This is a genomic window from Methanomicrobium antiquum, assembly GCF_029633915.1.
Classification (GTDB): Archaea; Halobacteriota; Methanomicrobia; order Methanomicrobiales; family Methanomicrobiaceae; genus Methanomicrobium; species Methanomicrobium antiquum.
Genome location: NZ_CP091092.1, coordinates 2,362,118 through 2,381,413, shown reverse-complemented (window position 1 = coordinate 2,381,413; position 19,296 = coordinate 2,362,118). Strand labels below are relative to the sequence as shown.

The 19,296-nt window shown below is 37.8% G+C and carries 13 protein-coding genes; 7 read left to right on the top strand and 6 right to left on the bottom strand.

Going from position 1 to position 19,296, the window contains the following annotated elements:
* Positions 1–78 precede the first annotated feature (78 nt).
* Entirely contained in the window at positions 79–996 is a 918-nt protein-coding gene (locus tag L1994_RS11640) for an AEC family transporter (RefSeq protein WP_278099601.1), read from the top strand.
* Between the two features lie 406 nt (positions 997–1,402).
* On the opposite strand, the gene L1994_RS11635 is transcribed toward L1994_RS11640, so the two are convergent.
* On the bottom strand, positions 1,403–3,781 hold the full coding sequence (locus L1994_RS11635) for an efflux RND transporter permease subunit (protein WP_278099600.1): 2,379 nt from the start codon (positions 3,779–3,781) through the stop codon (positions 1,403–1,405).
* Positions 3,782–3,823: 42 nt separating this feature from the next.
* Positions 3,824–4,261 carry a hypothetical protein gene (locus tag L1994_RS11630; protein WP_278099599.1) on the bottom strand — a complete coding sequence of 146 codons (438 nt, stop codon included), beginning with the start codon at positions 4,259–4,261 and terminating at the stop codon, positions 3,824–3,826.
* 1,007 nt (positions 4,262–5,268) lie between these two features.
* Here L1994_RS11630 and L1994_RS11625 point away from each other — a divergent pair.
* Positions 5,269–6,018 carry a TrmB family transcriptional regulator gene (locus L1994_RS11625; RefSeq protein WP_278099598.1) on the top strand — a complete coding sequence of 250 codons (750 nt, stop codon included), beginning with the start codon at positions 5,269–5,271 and terminating at the stop codon, positions 6,016–6,018.
* A 7-nt stretch (positions 6,019–6,025) separates the two neighbouring features.
* Positions 6,026–6,628, top strand: coding sequence for a DUF2115 domain-containing protein (locus L1994_RS11620; RefSeq protein WP_278099597.1), 603 nt, complete (start codon positions 6,026–6,028; stop codon positions 6,626–6,628).
* A gap of 92 nt (positions 6,629–6,720) precedes the next feature.
* Here the strand turns inward: L1994_RS11620 and L1994_RS11615 are convergent, their stop codons facing one another.
* Positions 6,721–8,871: a PAS domain S-box protein gene (locus tag L1994_RS11615; RefSeq protein ID WP_278099596.1), complete on the bottom strand. Its 2,151-nt coding sequence runs from the start codon at positions 8,869–8,871 to the stop codon at positions 6,721–6,723.
* Between the two features lie 412 nt (positions 8,872–9,283).
* On the opposite strand from L1994_RS11615, the gene L1994_RS11610 reads away from it, so the two are divergent.
* Positions 9,284–10,999 carry a zinc ribbon domain-containing protein gene (locus L1994_RS11610; protein ID WP_278099595.1) on the top strand — a complete coding sequence of 572 codons (1,716 nt, stop codon included), beginning with the start codon at positions 9,284–9,286 and terminating at the stop codon, positions 10,997–10,999.
* 137 nt (positions 11,000–11,136) lie between these two features.
* Positions 11,137–11,886: a 2,3-diphosphoglycerate-dependent phosphoglycerate mutase gene (gene gpmA, locus L1994_RS11605; protein WP_278099594.1), complete on the top strand. Its 750-nt coding sequence runs from the start codon at positions 11,137–11,139 to the stop codon at positions 11,884–11,886.
* 520 nt (positions 11,887–12,406) lie between these two features.
* Here gpmA and L1994_RS11600 read toward each other — a convergent pair.
* Together L1994_RS11600 and L1994_RS11595 are read right to left on the bottom strand one after the other, a co-directional pair.
* On the bottom strand, positions 12,407–13,768 hold the full coding sequence (locus tag L1994_RS11600) for a PKD domain-containing protein (RefSeq protein WP_278099593.1): 1,362 nt from the start codon (positions 13,766–13,768) through the stop codon (positions 12,407–12,409).
* Position 13,769: 1 nt separating this feature from the next.
* Positions 13,770–15,653 carry a YIP1 family protein gene (locus tag L1994_RS11595; RefSeq protein ID WP_278099592.1) on the bottom strand — a complete coding sequence of 628 codons (1,884 nt, stop codon included), beginning with the start codon at positions 15,651–15,653 and terminating at the stop codon, positions 13,770–13,772.
* Positions 15,654–16,282: 629 nt separating this feature from the next.
* Between L1994_RS11595 and L1994_RS11590 the strand changes: the two genes are divergently transcribed.
* Positions 16,283–17,611 (top strand): PEGA domain-containing protein, encoded by a 1,329-nt coding sequence (locus tag L1994_RS11590; protein WP_278099591.1) that lies wholly within the window; start codon positions 16,283–16,285, stop codon positions 17,609–17,611.
* A 419-nt stretch (positions 17,612–18,030) separates the two neighbouring features.
* Positions 18,031–18,435 carry a methionine-R-sulfoxide reductase gene (locus tag L1994_RS11585; protein WP_278099590.1) on the top strand — a complete coding sequence of 135 codons (405 nt, stop codon included), beginning with the start codon at positions 18,031–18,033 and terminating at the stop codon, positions 18,433–18,435.
* Positions 18,436–18,453: 18 nt separating this feature from the next.
* Here the strand turns inward: L1994_RS11585 and L1994_RS11580 are convergent, their stop codons facing one another.
* Positions 18,454–19,194, bottom strand: coding sequence for a DUF2115 family protein (locus tag L1994_RS11580; RefSeq protein WP_278099589.1), 741 nt, complete (start codon positions 19,192–19,194; stop codon positions 18,454–18,456).
* Between the last annotated feature and the right edge of the window lie 102 nt (positions 19,195–19,296).

The following is a 19,296-nucleotide window of genomic DNA, read 5'->3' as shown; positions in this document are numbered from 1 at the left end:
AACAGATACTTCCAAAAACACCACCCATATTATTGTAATAAAATTAAAATAACTATAAAGAAAAAAGAAGAAGCCAAAATGGATTTTTTTGTAGTCGTAAACAGCATAATTGTTTTATTTATCTTAATGGCGGTAGGATATGCCTCATATAAGGCAAAAATAATCAACAGAAGTGCGGCAGGAGGACTTTCATCATTTCTTGTAAACATCTCACTTCCATGCCTTATCATAATCTCAATGCAGATTCCCCTTAATGAGGAGATATTTGCAAATACAATGGAGATGTTTTTAATTGCCGGAATCTACTATGCTCTTTCATTTGCATTTGCTTTAATAGTCCCAAAATTTTTTGTTAAAAGTGATCTGGAAAGAGGAGTATACAGGTTCATGCTTGTATTTTCAAACCTCGGTTTTATGGGAATTCCTGTAACCATCGCAATGTTTGGTGAAGAAGCCGCATTTTACACATCGCTTTTCATGCTCCCCTTCGGTCTTTTAGTCTTCTCTGCAGGAATTCTAATGTTAAGGCCTGATATGGGAAAATATTTTGACAAAAAACTAATTCTAAACCCCGGAATCATCGCATCACTCGCAGGACTTTTATTCTTTTTTACAGGATACAGCATACCTGAACCTTTTTTCAATGTCATCGACACCTTAGGTTCCATGACAACTCCGCTGGCAATGGTTGTCGTAGGCGCCCTTCTTGCCGCAATGCCGATTAAAGAGATGTTTTCGGATACAAAAATTTACATTATGTCAGCATTTCGCCTTTTGGTGATTCCTTTTGCACTCTTCCTTTTATTAAGACCCTTTGTAGACGATCCTTTAATGTTAGGAATACCTGTAATTCTTGCGGCGATGCCGGTTGCCGCAAACGCTGTTTTATTAGCAGAAGAATACAACGTAGATTCAAATGCGGCCTCAAAAGGAGTATTCATTTCAACACTTATGTGTCTTGCAACAATTCCTATTATAGGAATACTGCTTCTTTAAAAAATATTTTGAAATAAAAATGACTCTTCGCCATATTTCTGATCACCCTAATTTGGAATTGATTTGTCGCGATGTACACAATATCCCCGGGAACCGGAGGGGCTTAGCTCAACTTCAAAAGAAGTTATAAATTTATTTATATATTCAATTATTCTAACAGAGTGATCTATTCCATGGGAAGGATAGTCTTTTAAGGAATCTACTCTGGGAATAAATGTTAAGATTTTTTGACAATAGACATAACCTATCTGAATTAAAGATATATATTCTTCATTTGTATACCTGCATAACTCTTTAATATCGATAGATATATTATTCACACATAATATAGGACAACTTACTTAATTAAAAATTATCATATGATATTAAAGGCTGAATAGATACAAAAAAAAGATTTAGATTATTATTATATCTTTAAAAATTCTGTAAACCTTGCCAGAAGCCCTGAGCTTTTTTTGCTTTGTTTAGGGCATCCGCCTGCACGGTATCGTTTTCTGTCATCCATAAAGACACTTAAAGATTCAAACAGAGATATAATCGCAGGCATTACAACAATTGCGCCGATTAATGAAAAACCAACAGTAACAACTGTTACTATACCAAAGTTCTGGATTACAGGCGATGTTGAAAGAATAAGCGCTGAGAAGCCAAAGACAGTTGTAAGGCCTGATACTGAAACAGCTGTTCCAATCTTTTGAATTGCTGTTTGAATAGCAGTAACCATATCCTCTCCTTTTTCTTTCTCTTCCTGATATCTCTCCATAATAAGAATTGTATACTCAGACGCAACACCGATTGTCATCGCTCCAAGAGTCGCTGTGAGAAGCGAGTATGTAAGGCCAAGAGAATACATAATAAGCCCGTTCCAGCCGACAATCATCATAATCGGAATAAGCGGCGTAATTGCGGTAAACTTCCTGTAAACCAGAATTAAAAATACAAAAATCAGGACAAACCCAAGATATGTCATTGGATTTTTGGTATCTTTGATTCCATTTATGAGATCAGAAAACATTACCATCTGACCTGTAAAGGAGGCAGTCATTCCGGGGTGCTGAATATACCAGTCAAGGTCTTTTTGCATATCGGCAATAAGCTGTTGGGTTGCCGGAATTGAGATGTCCTTCATAGAAAATTCCAAAACAGCCTCTGTGTTTCCATTCACATATGAATCCCTTGTGCTTTTTGGAATCTCCTCCCAGACCTTCTTTAAAGTAACCATATCAGACGGGATTTCGCCGCCATTGTAATACTTTACATATGTTGCAATGCTTGTTGCACCGGTTAAATCGTCATGCTTCGATATTGCATAATTTCCAAAATCATCCAACCACTGTAAAGTTTCAGGATCAAGTATTGAATCAGCCTTTATGTATGTTGTAATTGTGCTTGTCGAACCTATAACACTTGTAAGCTTGTTCATCGAGATCATCGCAGGCATATCCTGTGAGACCATCGAGTCCTCATCAGTATCAATTATTACCTTTTCGTCAAGCTGAATTCCAACAACGGCAAGCATGCACAAAAATATAAGGATTGGAACAGGATTCTTGGCAATTTTTCCGGCAAGTCCTCCAAGAAGCATATCATATTTTTCCATAAAAGATCCTTTTGTGCCGGATTTAACCTTTGGAGGTTTTTCACAGCCTTTCCAGTCCAGCTGGCATGGCTCTGCACTGTCAAGTATGTTTGTTTCGCCCTCCTTTGGTCTGTATTTTACTATTGTCGCAAATGTCGGGACAATTATCATCGCTGATAAGTAACAGCAGACTATACCGACAATACATATCGTTCCAAAGTCACCAACCATTGGTGAAGGGGCAAGAATTGAAAGAGCAACAAATCCAAGAGCAGTTGCAGTCATTGCAAGCATAACTGCAGGCCCTGAGCTTGTAATGGTTGTAAAAACCGCATCCTTCATCGGTTTTTTCTTTATCTCCTCATCAAATCTCGAATGGAACTGAATTGCATAATCAATCCCGATACCGATTAACACAGGAAAGGCCGCAACAACAATCGAGCTGATTGCAATCCCGCAAAAACCCATGACTCCGAATGTCAGAATGATTCCGCAAAAGACTATGAATACAGGAAGCATCCTGTATCTGACATGGCCAAACAGCAAAACCATCGCAACAATCATGAGAAGCATTGCAAGACCGATGAGTGTTCCCATGCTTGACCCCATGTCTTCTTCCATCTCAACAGAAAACGCAGGAGAACCTGTAGGAGTTACAGTGACTCCGGCAGGAACGTTTGAAAATTCGATTACGCTGTCAATAATATATACAACGCTCTTCTGATTGTCATCTGAAATTCCGGTTTCAAGCGGAATGCTTACAAGAGTCATCGACTTTGACGGAAGAAGCTTTTGCAGATGCTCAGGTGGAATTGATGCTAAAATTGCATCTATATCTCCCTTGTTTTGCGGGAGCACACCGTCGTTTGCGGATTTTATAACGTCAACGAGTCCTGAAACGCCGGATATATATCTTTCACTTCTTATCTGCTCTTCAAGATTATCCAGATATTTTAATACATCAGGCGCTGTTACATCAGCAGATTCTATTATCAGTATTACTGCATCCGAGCCGAATGTATCGCTGTAATGAACGACAAGAGAGCCTAAAGGCTCGTCAGTATTAAGATAGGTCTCAGTACCTGTCTTCATGTATGTCATTGAAGCACCGAATAACGCCATTATTAAAACGGCGACTATCAGGCCTGCAACAAGAAATGGCCGGTTGTTAATTGATTTTGCTATAAATTCAAATGGTGATTTCAATATTATCATCCTCACGGCTGAAAAAATACAAAGGCATAATTTTCAGAAATTCAAAGAAGAATATTTCTCTAGTATTTTGTTCTTATCGGAAAAATCCTTTTCTGCCGGAGAAAATCTCTGCCGGTCATCAGCGATATAATCACAGATTATTTCCTTTGTTATCTTAGAAGCTGTTTCAGACTCATTGAAGTCTGATATATCGATTCCAAGGCATTTTGCGTAAGAGTGCATCTTTTTTATATCTGTCACCCTAAATTCAGGATTATTTACAAATTCGTGAGTGTTTACTGCCAGATTTATCATCTTCATGCAGTCGGCAGGAATTTGTTTTTCAGAAAAATACAAAATATGCAGAATTTCCACAAGACGCATGCATACAGGCGGAGGCAGTATGCCTGCATCCTCCCATATACCGGCTGTTGAGAGCTCTGATAAATCCTCACCGGAGGTTATGGAGAGATTATTTAATTGGTTTTTCATCACTTTTTCCTCAAACGAAATTTTTCTTATTTATATGTACTATTTTTCAGGTACGTTACAAAGTAACTCTCAATTGTAAATCACTTATGTGACTTACACGAACTTTTATGTGATAACTTATTCTATGAAATTTTCTTCATAAACATTTTTAAAAGAAAGATATTAAATGAAGTACAACCCTTAAAGTTTTAAGGATTTTTTTAGGAGTTTCTTAGGATGTATTTTTAAGAGTCTAACATGATTTTTTTAAGGGTTTTTTAAGGGTTTTTCAGGATTTTTGTGGCACTTTTAAATTTCAAAAAAACGCCGCACAATAAAAAGTAAAAGTGCAAAATTAAGAAAGTTGCCGGATTAAAGAAATTTCAGAAAATTAACAGGATTAAAGTAAATTAAAAAAACACCAGGATGGAAGAAAAATTAAAAAAAGAATAAAAAACATAGCATCTGCAAAAAAATATAATCCACAGTGAAGAGTCAAAATCTTAAAAATCCCCCTTTTCCCGTCAAATCTTATCCTTAACTAACTCATGCATAAGAATTTATCAGTTATTAAGGGATTTTTTTTGCACATCTCATATACTGGCTTTTAGATGTCGAATTTAATTTTAATTTTAATTTTCCAGGGTGATTTTTTTTAAATTAATTTAGCATCACATTTAACATGAAAATCACGTTGTGATTTACATAAAACTTTTTCATAGCACATTTTTAATTAACTTTTTAAAAAATTTCAGGATTTTTTGTTCTCAGGAGTCAGATATCTGGAGGGAGATTTTATCCTGAAAATGTTTCATACCTTTTTGGGAGATTAAATCCTTAAAATTTTTTAACTTACTAATTTTCACATACTTTTTGTTGTTCTATGCTGTTTTTTAATTTTCTAAGCATTTTCATGCAATTCTGTGTTTTTTTGGATTTTTGCTGTGTGCATTTTTAGTCATCTTCACTGCTTAAGTTATATAATGCATAAAGAACTAATTAATTAATTGAAACTTTCGGAGTTGTCAATGGTTGAAAACACAATAAAAACTTTAAAAATACTTGGATTCACAGAATATGAAGCAAAAGCATACATATCACTTATCGGCTACGGAATGGCAACAGCACGTGAAATTCATGAAAACTCAGGCGTCCCGCAGGGAAGAATATATGCGGTTTTAAAAAGTCTTTCAGATAAAAAATTCATTGAAATCCAAAACGGAAATCCATCTTACTACTATGCCGACAATCCCGGTGCAGTGCTTGGAAAATTAAAATCACAGATAAACGAATCAATCGATAAATCAACAGAATACTTATCAAATCTTCATTTAAATTCAAAGCCGCCGTCAATGGTCTGGACAATCCATTCAGAATGGGGAATTAAAAACAGGGCAAAGACTCTTATTCAAAATGCCGAGAATGAAATTTTGATAATTGTAAATGACTACTCTTATTTCAAATGGATGCTTCCGGAATTAAAAAAATTAAAGAGGAAGATAAACTTAGAAATTTATGCCAGAAACAAATCCGATTTTATCGGAACAAACCTGAAAGTCTCGGAATATCCTAAGAAGATGATTGAATTCGAAGAGAAAATCTCATCTCAAAAATATAAATTCGACAAAAAAGTGGTGGCTAAAATCACAATGATAATTGACAACCAGACCGGATTTTTTATCGGTATTCGCGATGGAGAAGTAACAGGAGTTGTACTTCAGGTGCCTGAGTTTGTATGTACAATAAGAGAGTTTATGAGAATTCTTGAGGATAAATAAAACTAAAATGAAAGATTCAGAAAATCCCGCATTTCAAAAAATTCATCAGATTGCTGATGAAATGAAAAGCATTAAGACAAAGGGCAGGCTTTTGGAATTCATAGCAGAAATTCTTATGAAATATGACAGGTACAGCCTGGCGGTAATCTCTGCAAGGGCACGGGATGAAGTGGAATGCCTTCCGGAACCTTACAGAACTAAACTTCTCCCGTATGCAAAAGAATGGTTTTTTGGAAGGTACCACAGGATACTTCTTAATTACAGACGGGGCGATTTTAAAAAAAACTGCTCTTTAATTTCAGATCCGGAAACATTTGAAAAATACTGCGAGATGATTCCAAAAGCATGCTTTGATGAGAAAAAAGAAGGACACAGATTTGTTGATAAAGAAAAAAAGCCGCTCTACGATCTCTTCTATTATCTTTTATGTGCTTATGCAATGTTTGTTGAAGAAGAGCCCGGACATCCTCCGGGAACTCCGTTTCCGGGCGGATTTGAGGTAACACAGAACAGTGAAGGATATTTTTGTCCGATACGCGACAAGGAAGAAGATATTTTTTACTCAGTGTGCAACTTTTGTCCTGCAAAACAGGATGAAAACAATATCTGATGATAAAATTTAAAATAAAAATTAAAAAATTATTATTTTAAACACAAAAAAATGATGAAATTCTCTCAGGGATTTTGACTTTTATGCCAATATTATAAAACTGTATCAGAATCTGTTTCCTTTCGCGGCCAGGTAATCTCCCATTTTGTTCCGTTTTTTCTATCAAGAGATATTTCTCCCATAAGCTGAAGGCTTACAATATTATAAATCACTTTTATACCAAGTGTTTTTGATTTTTCAGGTGAAATGTCCTCAGGAATCCCGATGCCGTCATCAGAGACTGAAAGATGGTAATATTTGTCATGGCATTTAAGATTGATTTTAATTTCACCCTCACTTCTGCCGGAAAATGCATACTTCATCGAATTGGTGAGAATTTCATTTACAACAAGACTGCATGGAATCGCCGAATTAATATCAATTTTACAGCCGGATGTATCAAGTAAAAGCTTAACATCAGAGGGCGGAGAATATGATGTAAGCACAGACTCAAACAGATTTTTGAAGTGTACCTGTGCGTCAATTTCACCAACATTATCAGAATGATAAAGACTTTCATGAACAATCACCATCGACTGAATTCTGTTTTCAGCCTCATCCAAAAACCGAAGAGCATCCTCATCTTTTATTCTGCTTTTTTCAATCTCTAAAATTCCGGTTATTGCCGCAAGATTGTTTTTTACCCTGTGATGAACCTCCTGCAAAAGAACATTCTTCTCTTCTAACGACTTTCTTAAATTCTTCTTTGTTCTTTTAAGAAGAGTAATGTCCTGCATAACTCCGATAACAATTCTGTCCTCTCCATCACTGCCGGAAATTTCAGCCTTGCTTATTATCATATTTCTGATATTATCCCGGCTGTCAGGAATTTCTGCTTCTGTTATCTGAACACCTGACTTATTAAGCATAGGATTGTCTTTTTCTGATAAGAAAACAGCGGTTTTCTCATCAAAGAGGTCAAATACAGTCCTTCCAATAATATAATCCTTGCTTTTTCCTGTCAAAAGCGCAAAAGCCTGATTGCATCCAAGATATTTTCCGTCTTTATCTTTGTGAAAGACAGGAAGAGGAATTGTCTCAAGAAGTGTCTCAAAAAACTTCGCCTGTTCAGAGGCTTTCTTCTCTGCAATTACATCATCAGTTATATCCTGGATTGTACCAAGGGAACGTATGACAACTCCTCTTTTATCGGTATAGTGCCGGCAACGGGAATGAACCCATCTTTCCTCTGAATCGCCGGTGATTATCTTAAATTTCCGTGAATACTCACTTCTCTCAGATATACTTTTATCATACCCTAAAAATACCTTTTCACGAAATTCCGGATGAATTAACTCCTTGAAATCCTCACTTTTTATCTTCATTTCGGAATTCGGAGGTATTTTGAATATCCTGAAGGTCTCATCAGACCATGTCTGAAAATCCTCATCTGTATTTTTGTCCCAGTATCCAAGACCTGCAATTTTAAGAGACTCTTCAAGTCGAAAGCGGCTTTCGGTTATTTTTTTCTCTGCCTCATGCCTTAGGTACGGGTTTTTTGCGGCAACTATAACTTCCTCTGTTTTTCCTGACGGACTTTTATGAAAATTTAGGTCAAACAAAACTTTCATGCCGCTTTTTGCGGTTATCAAAACCTCCAAAGGACTGCTTTTAGAACCTTTAAAGAAAAGAGGGGATTTTTTTTCATTACTTAATTCCGCATCTCCTGATTTTGTGATTATTGATGATAATTCAATTGATAAAAGTTCAATTTTAGTATATCCAAGTATGTCACAGCAGGTCTGATTACAGTCAGTTATCTTTCCAAGAGAGTTGTCGGGGTTTTTTTCAACCAGAAATATGGGCTCATCAAGACTGTTGAAAAGAGACATATATCTCTCCTTTTGAGAGTGCAGTTTTCCTGAGATATATGATACAATAATTCCAACTGCAATAAAAACAACCGTTCTTCCAATTGCATCTATATATAATCCAAAATCAGCTGATATAAGGATGTCAAACAAAATCAGGTATAATACTGCAATTATGAATGAAAATAAAATGCCTCTTTTAGGATATCTGTATGCAAAGAGAATTATCGGGATATAAAGAATATGTGGAATTACCGTAACAGTGCCGGCATACAAAAAATAAGCAACAAATACTATACAGACTGCTGTTGAAGAAAAAATGATAATATCAGAGAGAGAGTCTTCATAAAGATTTTTAATTTTTTTATTGATTTTCTCTTTCTCTATTAACATATCTTCTCTCCCTCAGTCATCAGCGGATAACAATTCTCAATGTAGAATTTATTTTTTAAAATTTTTCTTTTTCTTCGTTCTTTTTTTTCTTTTTAATTTTTGATTGTTCTTCTCATTTTATTTTTATTTTTTTCTTCCCATTTTATTTTTTATTCATATCTTCTCATTTTTTTATTCTTATATTCTTCAAATAATTCTTTTAAATCAGGCATCTAATAAGCCTTTCTTCATAGATTCGGTATGACATGTTCAGTACCATCAAACCGGTATCAAATATTTAGTGTAGTTGTATCCGGCATCAACTTCAGTTTACAGATTCATCTTACCCTACTCAGTCTGATGGTTTACCCTCCCGGGTCAGTGACCATAGAATAATTTATTGTATCCTTTATCAAACAATTAAAGTATCATTATGTACAGGCCCCAGCTAAATCCCGGAGAGGAAGTAATCAAAACCTCTCCGGATGTAATTGTAAAAAATGTTTTGTTTGACGCATTTTTAACAAACAAACGAATTATTTTTGTCAAAAAATCTGAAGAACTCTATGAGAAAAAAGAGCTTGTATTTCCCATAAATCTGGTCCGAAATTTTGATCCAAAAACAGATCAGGCAGGAACACCGACAATTGAATTTTTAATTCAAAAACCTTCAGGCGAAAACGGAAACCTCATACTTAAATTTGCCCAGTCAGGAGATTACCGCTATTTTGAAAGAGATGAATGGATAGAAAAGCTAAAAATAATCACCACACAGGCTCAAAACAAAAATTCTTATGGCGCTTTTTCATCCGGGCCTGACAGAACTTCTCAAAGTGCGCCTGTTTACAATCCTCCAGGGCCGGGCACAGGCGGCAATATCGGATATGAAAGAGAAGCACCTCATCTAAATCCGCGCCAGGGCTTTGAGCCTTCAGGCAGACCGCCTGTAGCACCTCCACCTGTACCTCCGTATGAAAGCCGGAGAAACGACTCTTATGGACAGCCGCCAAAGATGCCGCCTGTGCATGAGGATAACCGGCAATCCCCGCCGCGGTCTCCTCCAGCAGGATATCCAAATCAATACCATAATATCCAAAACAGACCTCCTGTTCCTCCACACGAAAGCCATATGCCACCTGTGCCGCCCCGCGGCGGAATGCAGACGCCGCCGGCAGGATATGACGCAGGAACTGTGAACAAACCTTCATTCTGCGGTTATTGCGGTGCAAAAATGCCATCTGGATCTGTTTTTTGTCCTTCGTGCGGAAAAAAGGCCGAATCTCACAGCTCACAACAACAAAACGCCGGAGGATATGGTGCTTCACCACATACTCAGAACTTAAATCAGCGCCCTCCGGTACCTGACAGATACATGAGAGGCGGGCCTGATGAAAGTTTCCAGAGAAGAGCACCGCCAATGCCACCTGTGCCACCTAAAAACGGAGGTTTTAGTCTTGCAGATGATCCTGAATTTCAAAATATGAGAGGAAATAAAAGGAGTCTTAGGAATTCAAAACCTCAGGGAAATCTTTCCAAAGCACAGGAAAAGGCATATAAAGCCTCTGAAAAACAGCGGTTAAAAGAGCAAAAACAATACGAAAAAGAGCAGAGAAAAGCAGTTAAAAGTCGCGGGCAAAGACAAAGAGACCCATACGGATATAAGGAGAGCAGACTGCCTGAAAATCTCCCCATGATCATCGGAGGAGTTGTTGCAGTTATTGTTGTAATTGCAGTTGTCATGTTTGCATTAAACAGCGGAATGTTCTCAGGAGAAAACAGCCCGTCACCCACAAATCCGGGATCATCATCGTCGCCCGCCGCTGATTACACTCCTGGTTCAACATCTGTATCGGAAAACTTTGGAACATGGCATATACAGATTATCTACTCAGGTCAGTGGTCCGGAAGCTACAGTGTAAACGGTGTGAAAACAACAATCACAGATGATGACGGAGAACCAGCAATCTACGGATACAAAGACATTAAGCTTGAAAATCCGTCCGGCACAATAACTGTTACCACTGTCAAGGATGACGGAGGTTCCGGTGTTTTAATGGTCGATGTCATAAACCAGAAAGGTCAGTACGCCGCGTCCGGAAGTTCCACTGCATCGTCTGATTCAGTGACAGTCTCGGCAACGGTCTCATAAAACAAAAAATCTAAGATCTTTTTTTTCTTTTTTTTGCCGCCAATAACTTTCACCAATAACTTTCAACAAGCACTTTTTTTTTACTGCCGGAACAATAATACTAGATATTCAAATAAAAACCGGAGTCTTTGAAAATTATGTACAAAATCGTTTTGCTTCGTCATGGTGAAAGCGTATGGAATAAAGAGAACCGCTTTACCGGCTGGACTGATGTTGATTTGTCTGAAAAAGGAGTTTTAGAGGCACACTCCGCAGGCAAACTTTTGTTAAGCGAAGGCTACACCTTTGACACCGCATATACCTCTGTTTTAAAACGGGCAATAAGAACGCTTTGGATTACACTTGATGAGATGGATCTGATGTGGATTTCAGTTATACGTTCATGGAGATTAAATGAAAGACATTATGGTGCACTTCAGGGGTTAAACAAGGCAGAAACAGCCGCCAGTTACGGTGACGAGCAGGTGTTTGTATGGAGAAGAAGTTATGAAACAGCACCGCCTGAGTTAAAGCCGGATGATGAAAGAAGTCCGGTAAATGATCGCCGCTATCAAAGTTTAAAGCCTGAAGAGATTCCGTTAACAGAGTGCTTAAAAGATACAGTTGCAAGGGTACTTCCCTACTGGAGGGATGTTATATCACCTGACATTTTATCAGGTAAAAAAATTCTTGTTGCGGCGCATGGAAACAGTATAAGAGCGCTTGTTAAAATTCTTGACGAAATCTCAGATGACGATATAGCAAAAGTCAATATCCCGACCGGCGTTCCGCTTGTATATGAGCTTGATGAAGACCTAAAACCAATAAAGCACTACTATCTTGGAGACCAGGAGAAGATCAAAGCCGCAATGGATGAAGTATCAAATCAGGGAAAGGCAAAAAAATAAAAAAATCCAAAGATACAAAAGAGAAGGAAATTTTCCAGTTTCTTTAATTTAATTAATATTTTGAATATGCCTTTGCTTTAATTATCATATTTTTTTGACTCTTCGCCATATTTCTGATCACCCTAATTTGGAATTGATTTGTCGCGATGTACACAATATCCCCGGGAACCGGAGGGGCTTAGCCCCCCTCCGGTGACCTATCGTAAGCGGGGCGGGTTTAAGGGAGGGGCCTGTCCCCTCCCTTGCTAATAATCGATTATCTTTGATTGTCTTCCAGTCAAGGCCAGTAACCTAAGAAACTGATGAAATCTTCCATATCAATAATCTTAAAAGCCCACAAATGAGAACATAGATGTGAATGCAGAAATGCATTCCCTCCATTTGTAATGTTTATTGGACATATCATCATATTTGGAGGTTATTCTCTAAGTTGTTTCTCTTTTTGGATAGTCCTATCTTTCAGAAAAATGGAGAAGAACCATTTTTTTTTAGTTTCTCCCGGTTTGTTTTACTTTGTGTTTCAGTTTGCTTCAGTCTCTGAAATATTTAAGTTTTCACCGATATCACCGATATTTTCTCCAATGTCTTCTCCGGTTTCCCTGGTAATTGAAAAAATCTCCAGTATAAAGGTTTTAAACTGATCCAATTTTTCCATAATAATCTCTGTTCCTGAAATTCCAAAGAGCAGTTTTTTTTCAGTAAAAACTTTGGTTGGAGAGTCTTTCAAATCCAAATCAGAGTCTTCGTCTTTAAACGGTTTTAAATCTGAATCAAAAACCTCGATGTATCCGAATCTTGTCTTCATATCAGAGCCCAAAGGGCCTGAAACAGTAAGCGAGATGTCATATACTCCGGCATTATGAAAGATATGAACAGGATTTTGTTCTGTACTGAAATGCCCGTCACCAAAATTCCAGTAATGCGTTTCAATATCTCCCTTGGAATCGCTTGTAAACGAAACTGAAAGAGATTCAGTCCCGGAGGTTTTGTCGGCAGAAAAAGAGGCTTCAAGGTTTTTGACAGTAATTTTCATCTTATCAGACGCTGTTTTCTCATTTCCCGTAACTGTCAGGACAACTAAATATTCCCCCGGCTTTGAAAAGACATGCTTTGGATTTTTTGCATCTGATGTCAAAGATTCATCCCCAAAATCCCACAGCCTTTCTGTTATCTCACCGCTGTCAATCACAGAATTATCAGTGAAATGAACTACAAGAGGTGCTCTTCCACTGCTGACATCAGATGAAAAGGAGACAACCGGCCCGGGTTTTCTTACAACAATTTCTCTCATTGCAGTGCTGACCTCTCCCGGCCCTCTTCCGACAACAAGCTTTACAGGATATGTCCTGTCGGTTTCAAAAACGTGTGTCACAGGCGATATTGCAGGCTTATCACTTAAATCTGCAAAATCCCATTCCAGTATTCTGTGCCTTCCATGCGTCTTATCCTCAAACAAAACTGTCATCGGGTATGTGCCTGAGGTCACGTTGGCGGAAAATGTTGCTGAAAGTGAGGGTTCTGCAAGCGTAATTTTTCTGGATGTTTCAATCTTTTCTTCACCTGAATCTTCATCTGTAGTAACAGAAAGGCCGATCATAAACTCTATCGGCTGGCTCAAATCAAAGGGAAGAGAGTCTTTGGAGTAAGTATGGGTGACGATTTTTCCATATCCGGCTTTTGTTCCGTCACCAAAATTCCACTCCCACTGACTATCATTTGAAGCTGTTTTACCCTCCATTAAACCTGTAAACTTAACAGTCAGATAATCATCAGTATTTAAGTTTCCCTGCTCAAATGAAAAAGATCCATCTGCCGCTGATACTGCGCCTGTTATCAGAAAAAATCCTAAAAAAACGGTTATAACTATACAACCGGTTTTCAATTCATGCTCCTCCAAATATCGAAAAGTTGCTGTCTCCGGATGATATAAAAATATAAAATACAACAAAAGCGGCAAACGCAGGGATTAATGCGGCTATTAGAGCCTGCATTCCGGATGTGTTGAAATTTTCCCTGATTCCGATGACCTGGAGCAAAACCGCCCATAAAGGTGCAATAAAAAGACCTGCAAGAGGGATAATTCCGCCGGCGATGAACGCAGTTGCAGAGTATGCAGATATTCTAAGACCGTCATTTACCTCACTTCTAAATCCCAAAAGCCCCAGTGAAACATGGAGTAAAATTCCGTAAATTACTGTAATTATTGCAATTAGTATCGCAAGTTCGAAAACGAAGAAGAACGCATTTCCAAAGTCGGAGAAGGTGCTCATCAGCGGATATTGGGCGGCATCAAGCCCTGATGCATACCAGCTCAGGAAAAAAACGTTTCCAAGCGCAAATATTAAAAGTGAGATAGCAAGATGTGGCGCTGTTTCAAGGGCGTCCTGCCCTTTAGTCTTTTGAAACGCATCTGCAGGGGATGTAATAAATAAAAGGATTCTTCCGATAACAGAGTTTGAATCAAACAAAGGACCCGAACTTCTTCCTCCGCCAAAGAAATCATCATCGTATGAACTGCGGCTCTTCTTTTGTTTTGCCACCTTTGGCTTTTTTTCTCTTTTGGGCCTGGTTCGCTTTTGAGATCTTTTAACAGGAGGAGCGGCAAAAAAGTCATCATCGCCGGATGTGTCAAAACCACCCTCTGATTCATTCAAAAAGCCTCTGTTTCCTCCGCCATATGATTCGGAATCTATAATTCCGCCCGACATATTGGAAGACATTCCGGCAGCAGACACACCCCTGGATGCAAACGACTCTCCTTCAATCATATGTCCGCAGGCTACACAGAATCTGGTGCCAAAAGATACAGATGTACCACACATCGGGCAAATTCCCGGATTATTTGTCATCTGTGGAGGTTTTGCTGAAAATCCGGCCTGAGAAGACATATTGGAAGGTGCGCTGGCAGACTGCATAACTTCAGCCTCATTTGGGCGGTAGAGTTCACATACACTTCCGGTTGCAATAATATCCTGGACTGCCCTTACAAATGTCTCACGCTCTAAAAAGCGGTTTTTGTCATACCATTGTGAGAATTTAAGAACCATTCGCCTGATATTTCCATTTCCGGCTTCCACTAAAAGACCTATTGCAGGCTCGCCGTTATCACCAGTTTCACCTTCAGCGCTTCTAATAGACGAGATTGGAATTACAGATGGTTTTTGCGGGCGGTTTGGATCTACTAAAGTTATTTTTTCATTTGTAAGCTCAACTGTGTATTCCTGGGATTTTACAAGCACATTTGCGGCTTTTAAAATAACCCCCCCGGCACCTCCAACTCCACCGCCACTACCTCCGTTAAAGGACTGAGCGCTGTTTTGGTTATTTATGAATCCTCCCTGATGAACAGAGCCAAAACTGCCCGCACCAGACTGTCCTCCCGGCTGATTAAAAGACGGGGTTTTGATAGTCATCTGGCTTTCTGATACAACGCCTTCAAGAACTTTTTTTAGCTGATCGCGTTCTTTGTCGCGGACGCCGGTAAATTCCTGTTTGAAGGATAAAACCATCTTCTTCTGACTTCCGTTTGGAGCCGAGACTGAAATTTTAATTACAGGATCGTCTGAGAAATTTGTTCCTGTGCTGATATTTCTTATTGCCTGAAGCGGAACTACAACAGGAGGTTTTCTTTTAAGCGAATCCTCAGCTAAGATTATTCTTTTATTTGTAAGAAACAGCCTGAATTCTATTGATTTTACTTCTATGTTTGGTATTTCAGCAAGAACGCCCTCATCGCCAGCCAAATCCGGAATATACGTTATTATCACCTGTAATTATTTATATCCTGCAGATTTTTGTATGATTTGCTATTAAAGTTACTTCGTAACTTACATGAAACAGTTAGCATGAAATGAAAATTTCATGAACGTTTTCATAAACGTTTTCGTATGATAATCATTGGTTTTTAAAACCAGTCATCCAAAATTTGATTTTCCAATACTTTTCTCTGCAGGTCTTATCCTGTAATATTTATTTAAGATATACCAGAATAAAGTATTCCCTGAATATTATTTATCTGATATCTTAACTTTATGAGTATATTTTTTTTAATCTTTCCTTTCTTGTCTTCCGGTTTGTTCCCAATCCCGGTTCTTTTCATATCATTTTCATCTCATATTGGTTTGTTCCCAATCCTGGTTTGTTTCTTCCCAATCCTGGTTTGTTTCATGTCATTTTCAGCTCATATTGGTTTGTTCCCAATCCCGGTTCTTTTCATATCATTTTCAGCTCATATTGGTTTGTTCCCAATCCCGGTTCTTTTCATATCATTTTCATCTCATATTGGTTTGTTCCCAATCCCGGTTTGTTTTCATTTCCGGTTTCTTTCATATACTTTTTCATATACTTTTTTTTATTTCAGAAACCTATATCTAAAAAATAACGGATATAGATAATTATGAAGCGGAATTATGCATCTCTTATTATTCTTCTCATAGGCATCTCCTCAGCACTTGCCCTTCCCGCCGGTGCTGTCGGAGGAGATATGGGATGGTACACCATTCACTGCAATGTAAATGGTGCAAGTGTTTATTTTGACGGAAATTACATGGGAGATATCGCAGGAGGAGTTCTTTCAGTTGCTGTTTATTCAACCGCGGCTCCATACTCCGAAGTTTCTGTTCAAAAGCAGGGATACCCTACAGCAACAACAACACTTCCTACAGCACCTTCACCAGGTGAAACTGTAAATGTTTATGTAACGCTAAATCCGGGGCCGACTGCAACAGCGACTGAATCCGGCACAGGCGGATTTTATATCACAACATCCCCGTCAGGCGCAAGAATTCATGTAAACAATATCTACCAGGGACTCTCTCCTCTGACACTTTCAAACCTAAAGGCAGGATTAACATATACAATTGAGGCAGAACTTGACGGATATGAAAGTTCATCAACAAATGTTTACCTGCATAGCGGCTATACACAAAATGTTCACTTAAACTTAGGATCTCCGGGCTCCATCTCTGTAACATCAGATCCTTCTGATGCTTACGTGTATGTAAACAGCAAAATGGTTGGAAAAACACCTTATGTCATAACAGGTCTTTCTTCCGGAAACCACGAGATTGAAGTTACCAAAAACGGATACTACAATTACAAAAAGACTGTCAATGTAATCGAGGGGACGCAAATCTCAGTATATGCTGATTTAAACCCAATAGCGCCGACAAACGAAATTCTTGTGACATCTGAACCATATGGTGCAAAAATCTACTTAGACGGCGTTTATGTCGGTGAAACAATGGACGGGGTTTCATATCCTGTACAAAATGTTGCAAACGGCCAGCACCAGCTTAAACTGACACATCCGGGATATTCTGATTATACAACATCAATTACAATGACAGGAAGCACAGTCAATATTTTTGCTGACATGGAGGAAGGACCTATTCAAAATACAGGATATCTGAGTATTTCATCAACACCCTCAGGTGCATACATATACTTAGATAATGTGTATAAAGGTACAATTACGCCATTCACACTTACAGGTGTCCCCGCCGGTGAACACACTGTTATGCTTTCTTTATCCGGATATGAAGATACATACTCAAAAGTCACTGTTAATGCAGGACAGACTTCAACACTTACAATCGGAATGGCAAAAACAAACACACAAACAACTATTCCAACTCCCCAGCCAACACAGTCAGCACCCGGATTAGCGGTTTTAACAGCACTTTTGGGAATCTTTGCAGGAATTTTAATTCTTAAAAGAAAGTAAAAAAGCGTTAAAACCACTAAAACCACCAGGAGAATAAAGACCATTGAAAAAACAAACATTAAAAAAATCAATTTTTTTTGTCATTCTTTTGTCAATAATTATATCCAGAAGCATTTTTCTCTGTCATAAAAGCCGGCTGAAAGGACCAGATTATTCTTCTTTCATATATCAGCAAATCTATCATGATAAAAAACCATCAGACAATTACGAAAAAAAAGTAAAAATTCCTGCTTTGATGAGAAGAATAAAGAGTTGGAAAAAAAGGAAAGGATGAGATTTGTTATGAAAGTCAAAATTCCTGATAGACTTATCATCACTTTTTTGTGTGATGAAAAAAGCTCATCATGCGGGTTTTACATGAAAATTACTTTGTAATTTACATGAAATCGTGCATTAAATATAATTTCATGGACGTTTTTATGACAGATGATTTTAAAGATGAGGAAAATTTAAGAGAACTTACTCCTGAAGAGGAGCGAATTATCGTATATAAAGGCACAGAGCCTCCCTTTAGCGGTGAATATTATGCGTTTTTTAAAAACGGAGTATATACCTGCAAAAGATGTAATGCTGTTCTTTTCTCATCTAAAGATAAGTTTAAGTGTGAATGCGGCTGGCCGGCTTTTGATGATGAAATAAAAAAATCCATAATAAAGATTCCAGAATCCGACACAGGAAGAACAGAAATATGCTGTAAAAAGTGTGGTGCACACTTAGGGCATGTATTCAAAGGCGAGCACTTAACAGAGAAAAACACCAGGTACTGTGTCAATTCACTATCACTTCTTTTTGTGCCGGAAGAAGAAGTGGAGAAGAAAAATTAAAAAAAACAGGAATTATAGTTAATCAGAATCTTTTTCCTGATTCTTTTTTAAAAGAGATTCAGCTATTTTTGCCGGACAGAAGGAGCATATTGAGTATTGATATTTTTCTCCCTTATCCTTTGCAGGGCAATAAAATACCCCTGCTCCTCTTTTTTCCACTTCGCCGTCAGGAAAAGGCATTCCGATAACATGCCCGGGCTCTTTTAGAGCAAACATTCTAAATCCGGCAAGGAGATAATGAAGATAAAGGCTATAGGGATCTTCATAGCACGCCTTTTTTTTGCATGCCTCAAGCACCATAAGCCAGTAATCATCTGATTTTTTACCAGGCGAAGAGAGATAATCCGAATATTTCCTCTTCTCTTTCAGAATCATAATTTTATGATGTGTGTCAAAGAGCTGTTCACGATATTTTTTTAAAAGCTTATTTTTATAGACCTCATCGAAAGCTTCAGCTTTTTCTGATAATTCATTCAAAAAAACAGTCAGGGCTTTTAGAGGATACCTCTCAATCTCCGAGCCTGTTATATCAATCAGCTGGTTTACCGATCTTGCCTGTGATAAAACAGTGCACGCAATTGTTATATTATGAACCTCAACTGAATATTTAGAGAGAATACTTTGATTTTCGTAATCTTTTAAATCAACTGTCTCCAAAAGAAGAGAATACAAATAAGCAGACTTTTTATCCTTCTCCTTTTTTTCCTCCAATTTATTCCCGCGTGAGAAAACATCTGAAATCGCTGACAAAAAACTCAAAATTAAAACTCCGTATTAGTAATATATTTCATCTCCGGCATATTTTAGGTTTTTACAAATTTTCCTAACAATACTAATCTTTTTCTTTTTAACATACAGACA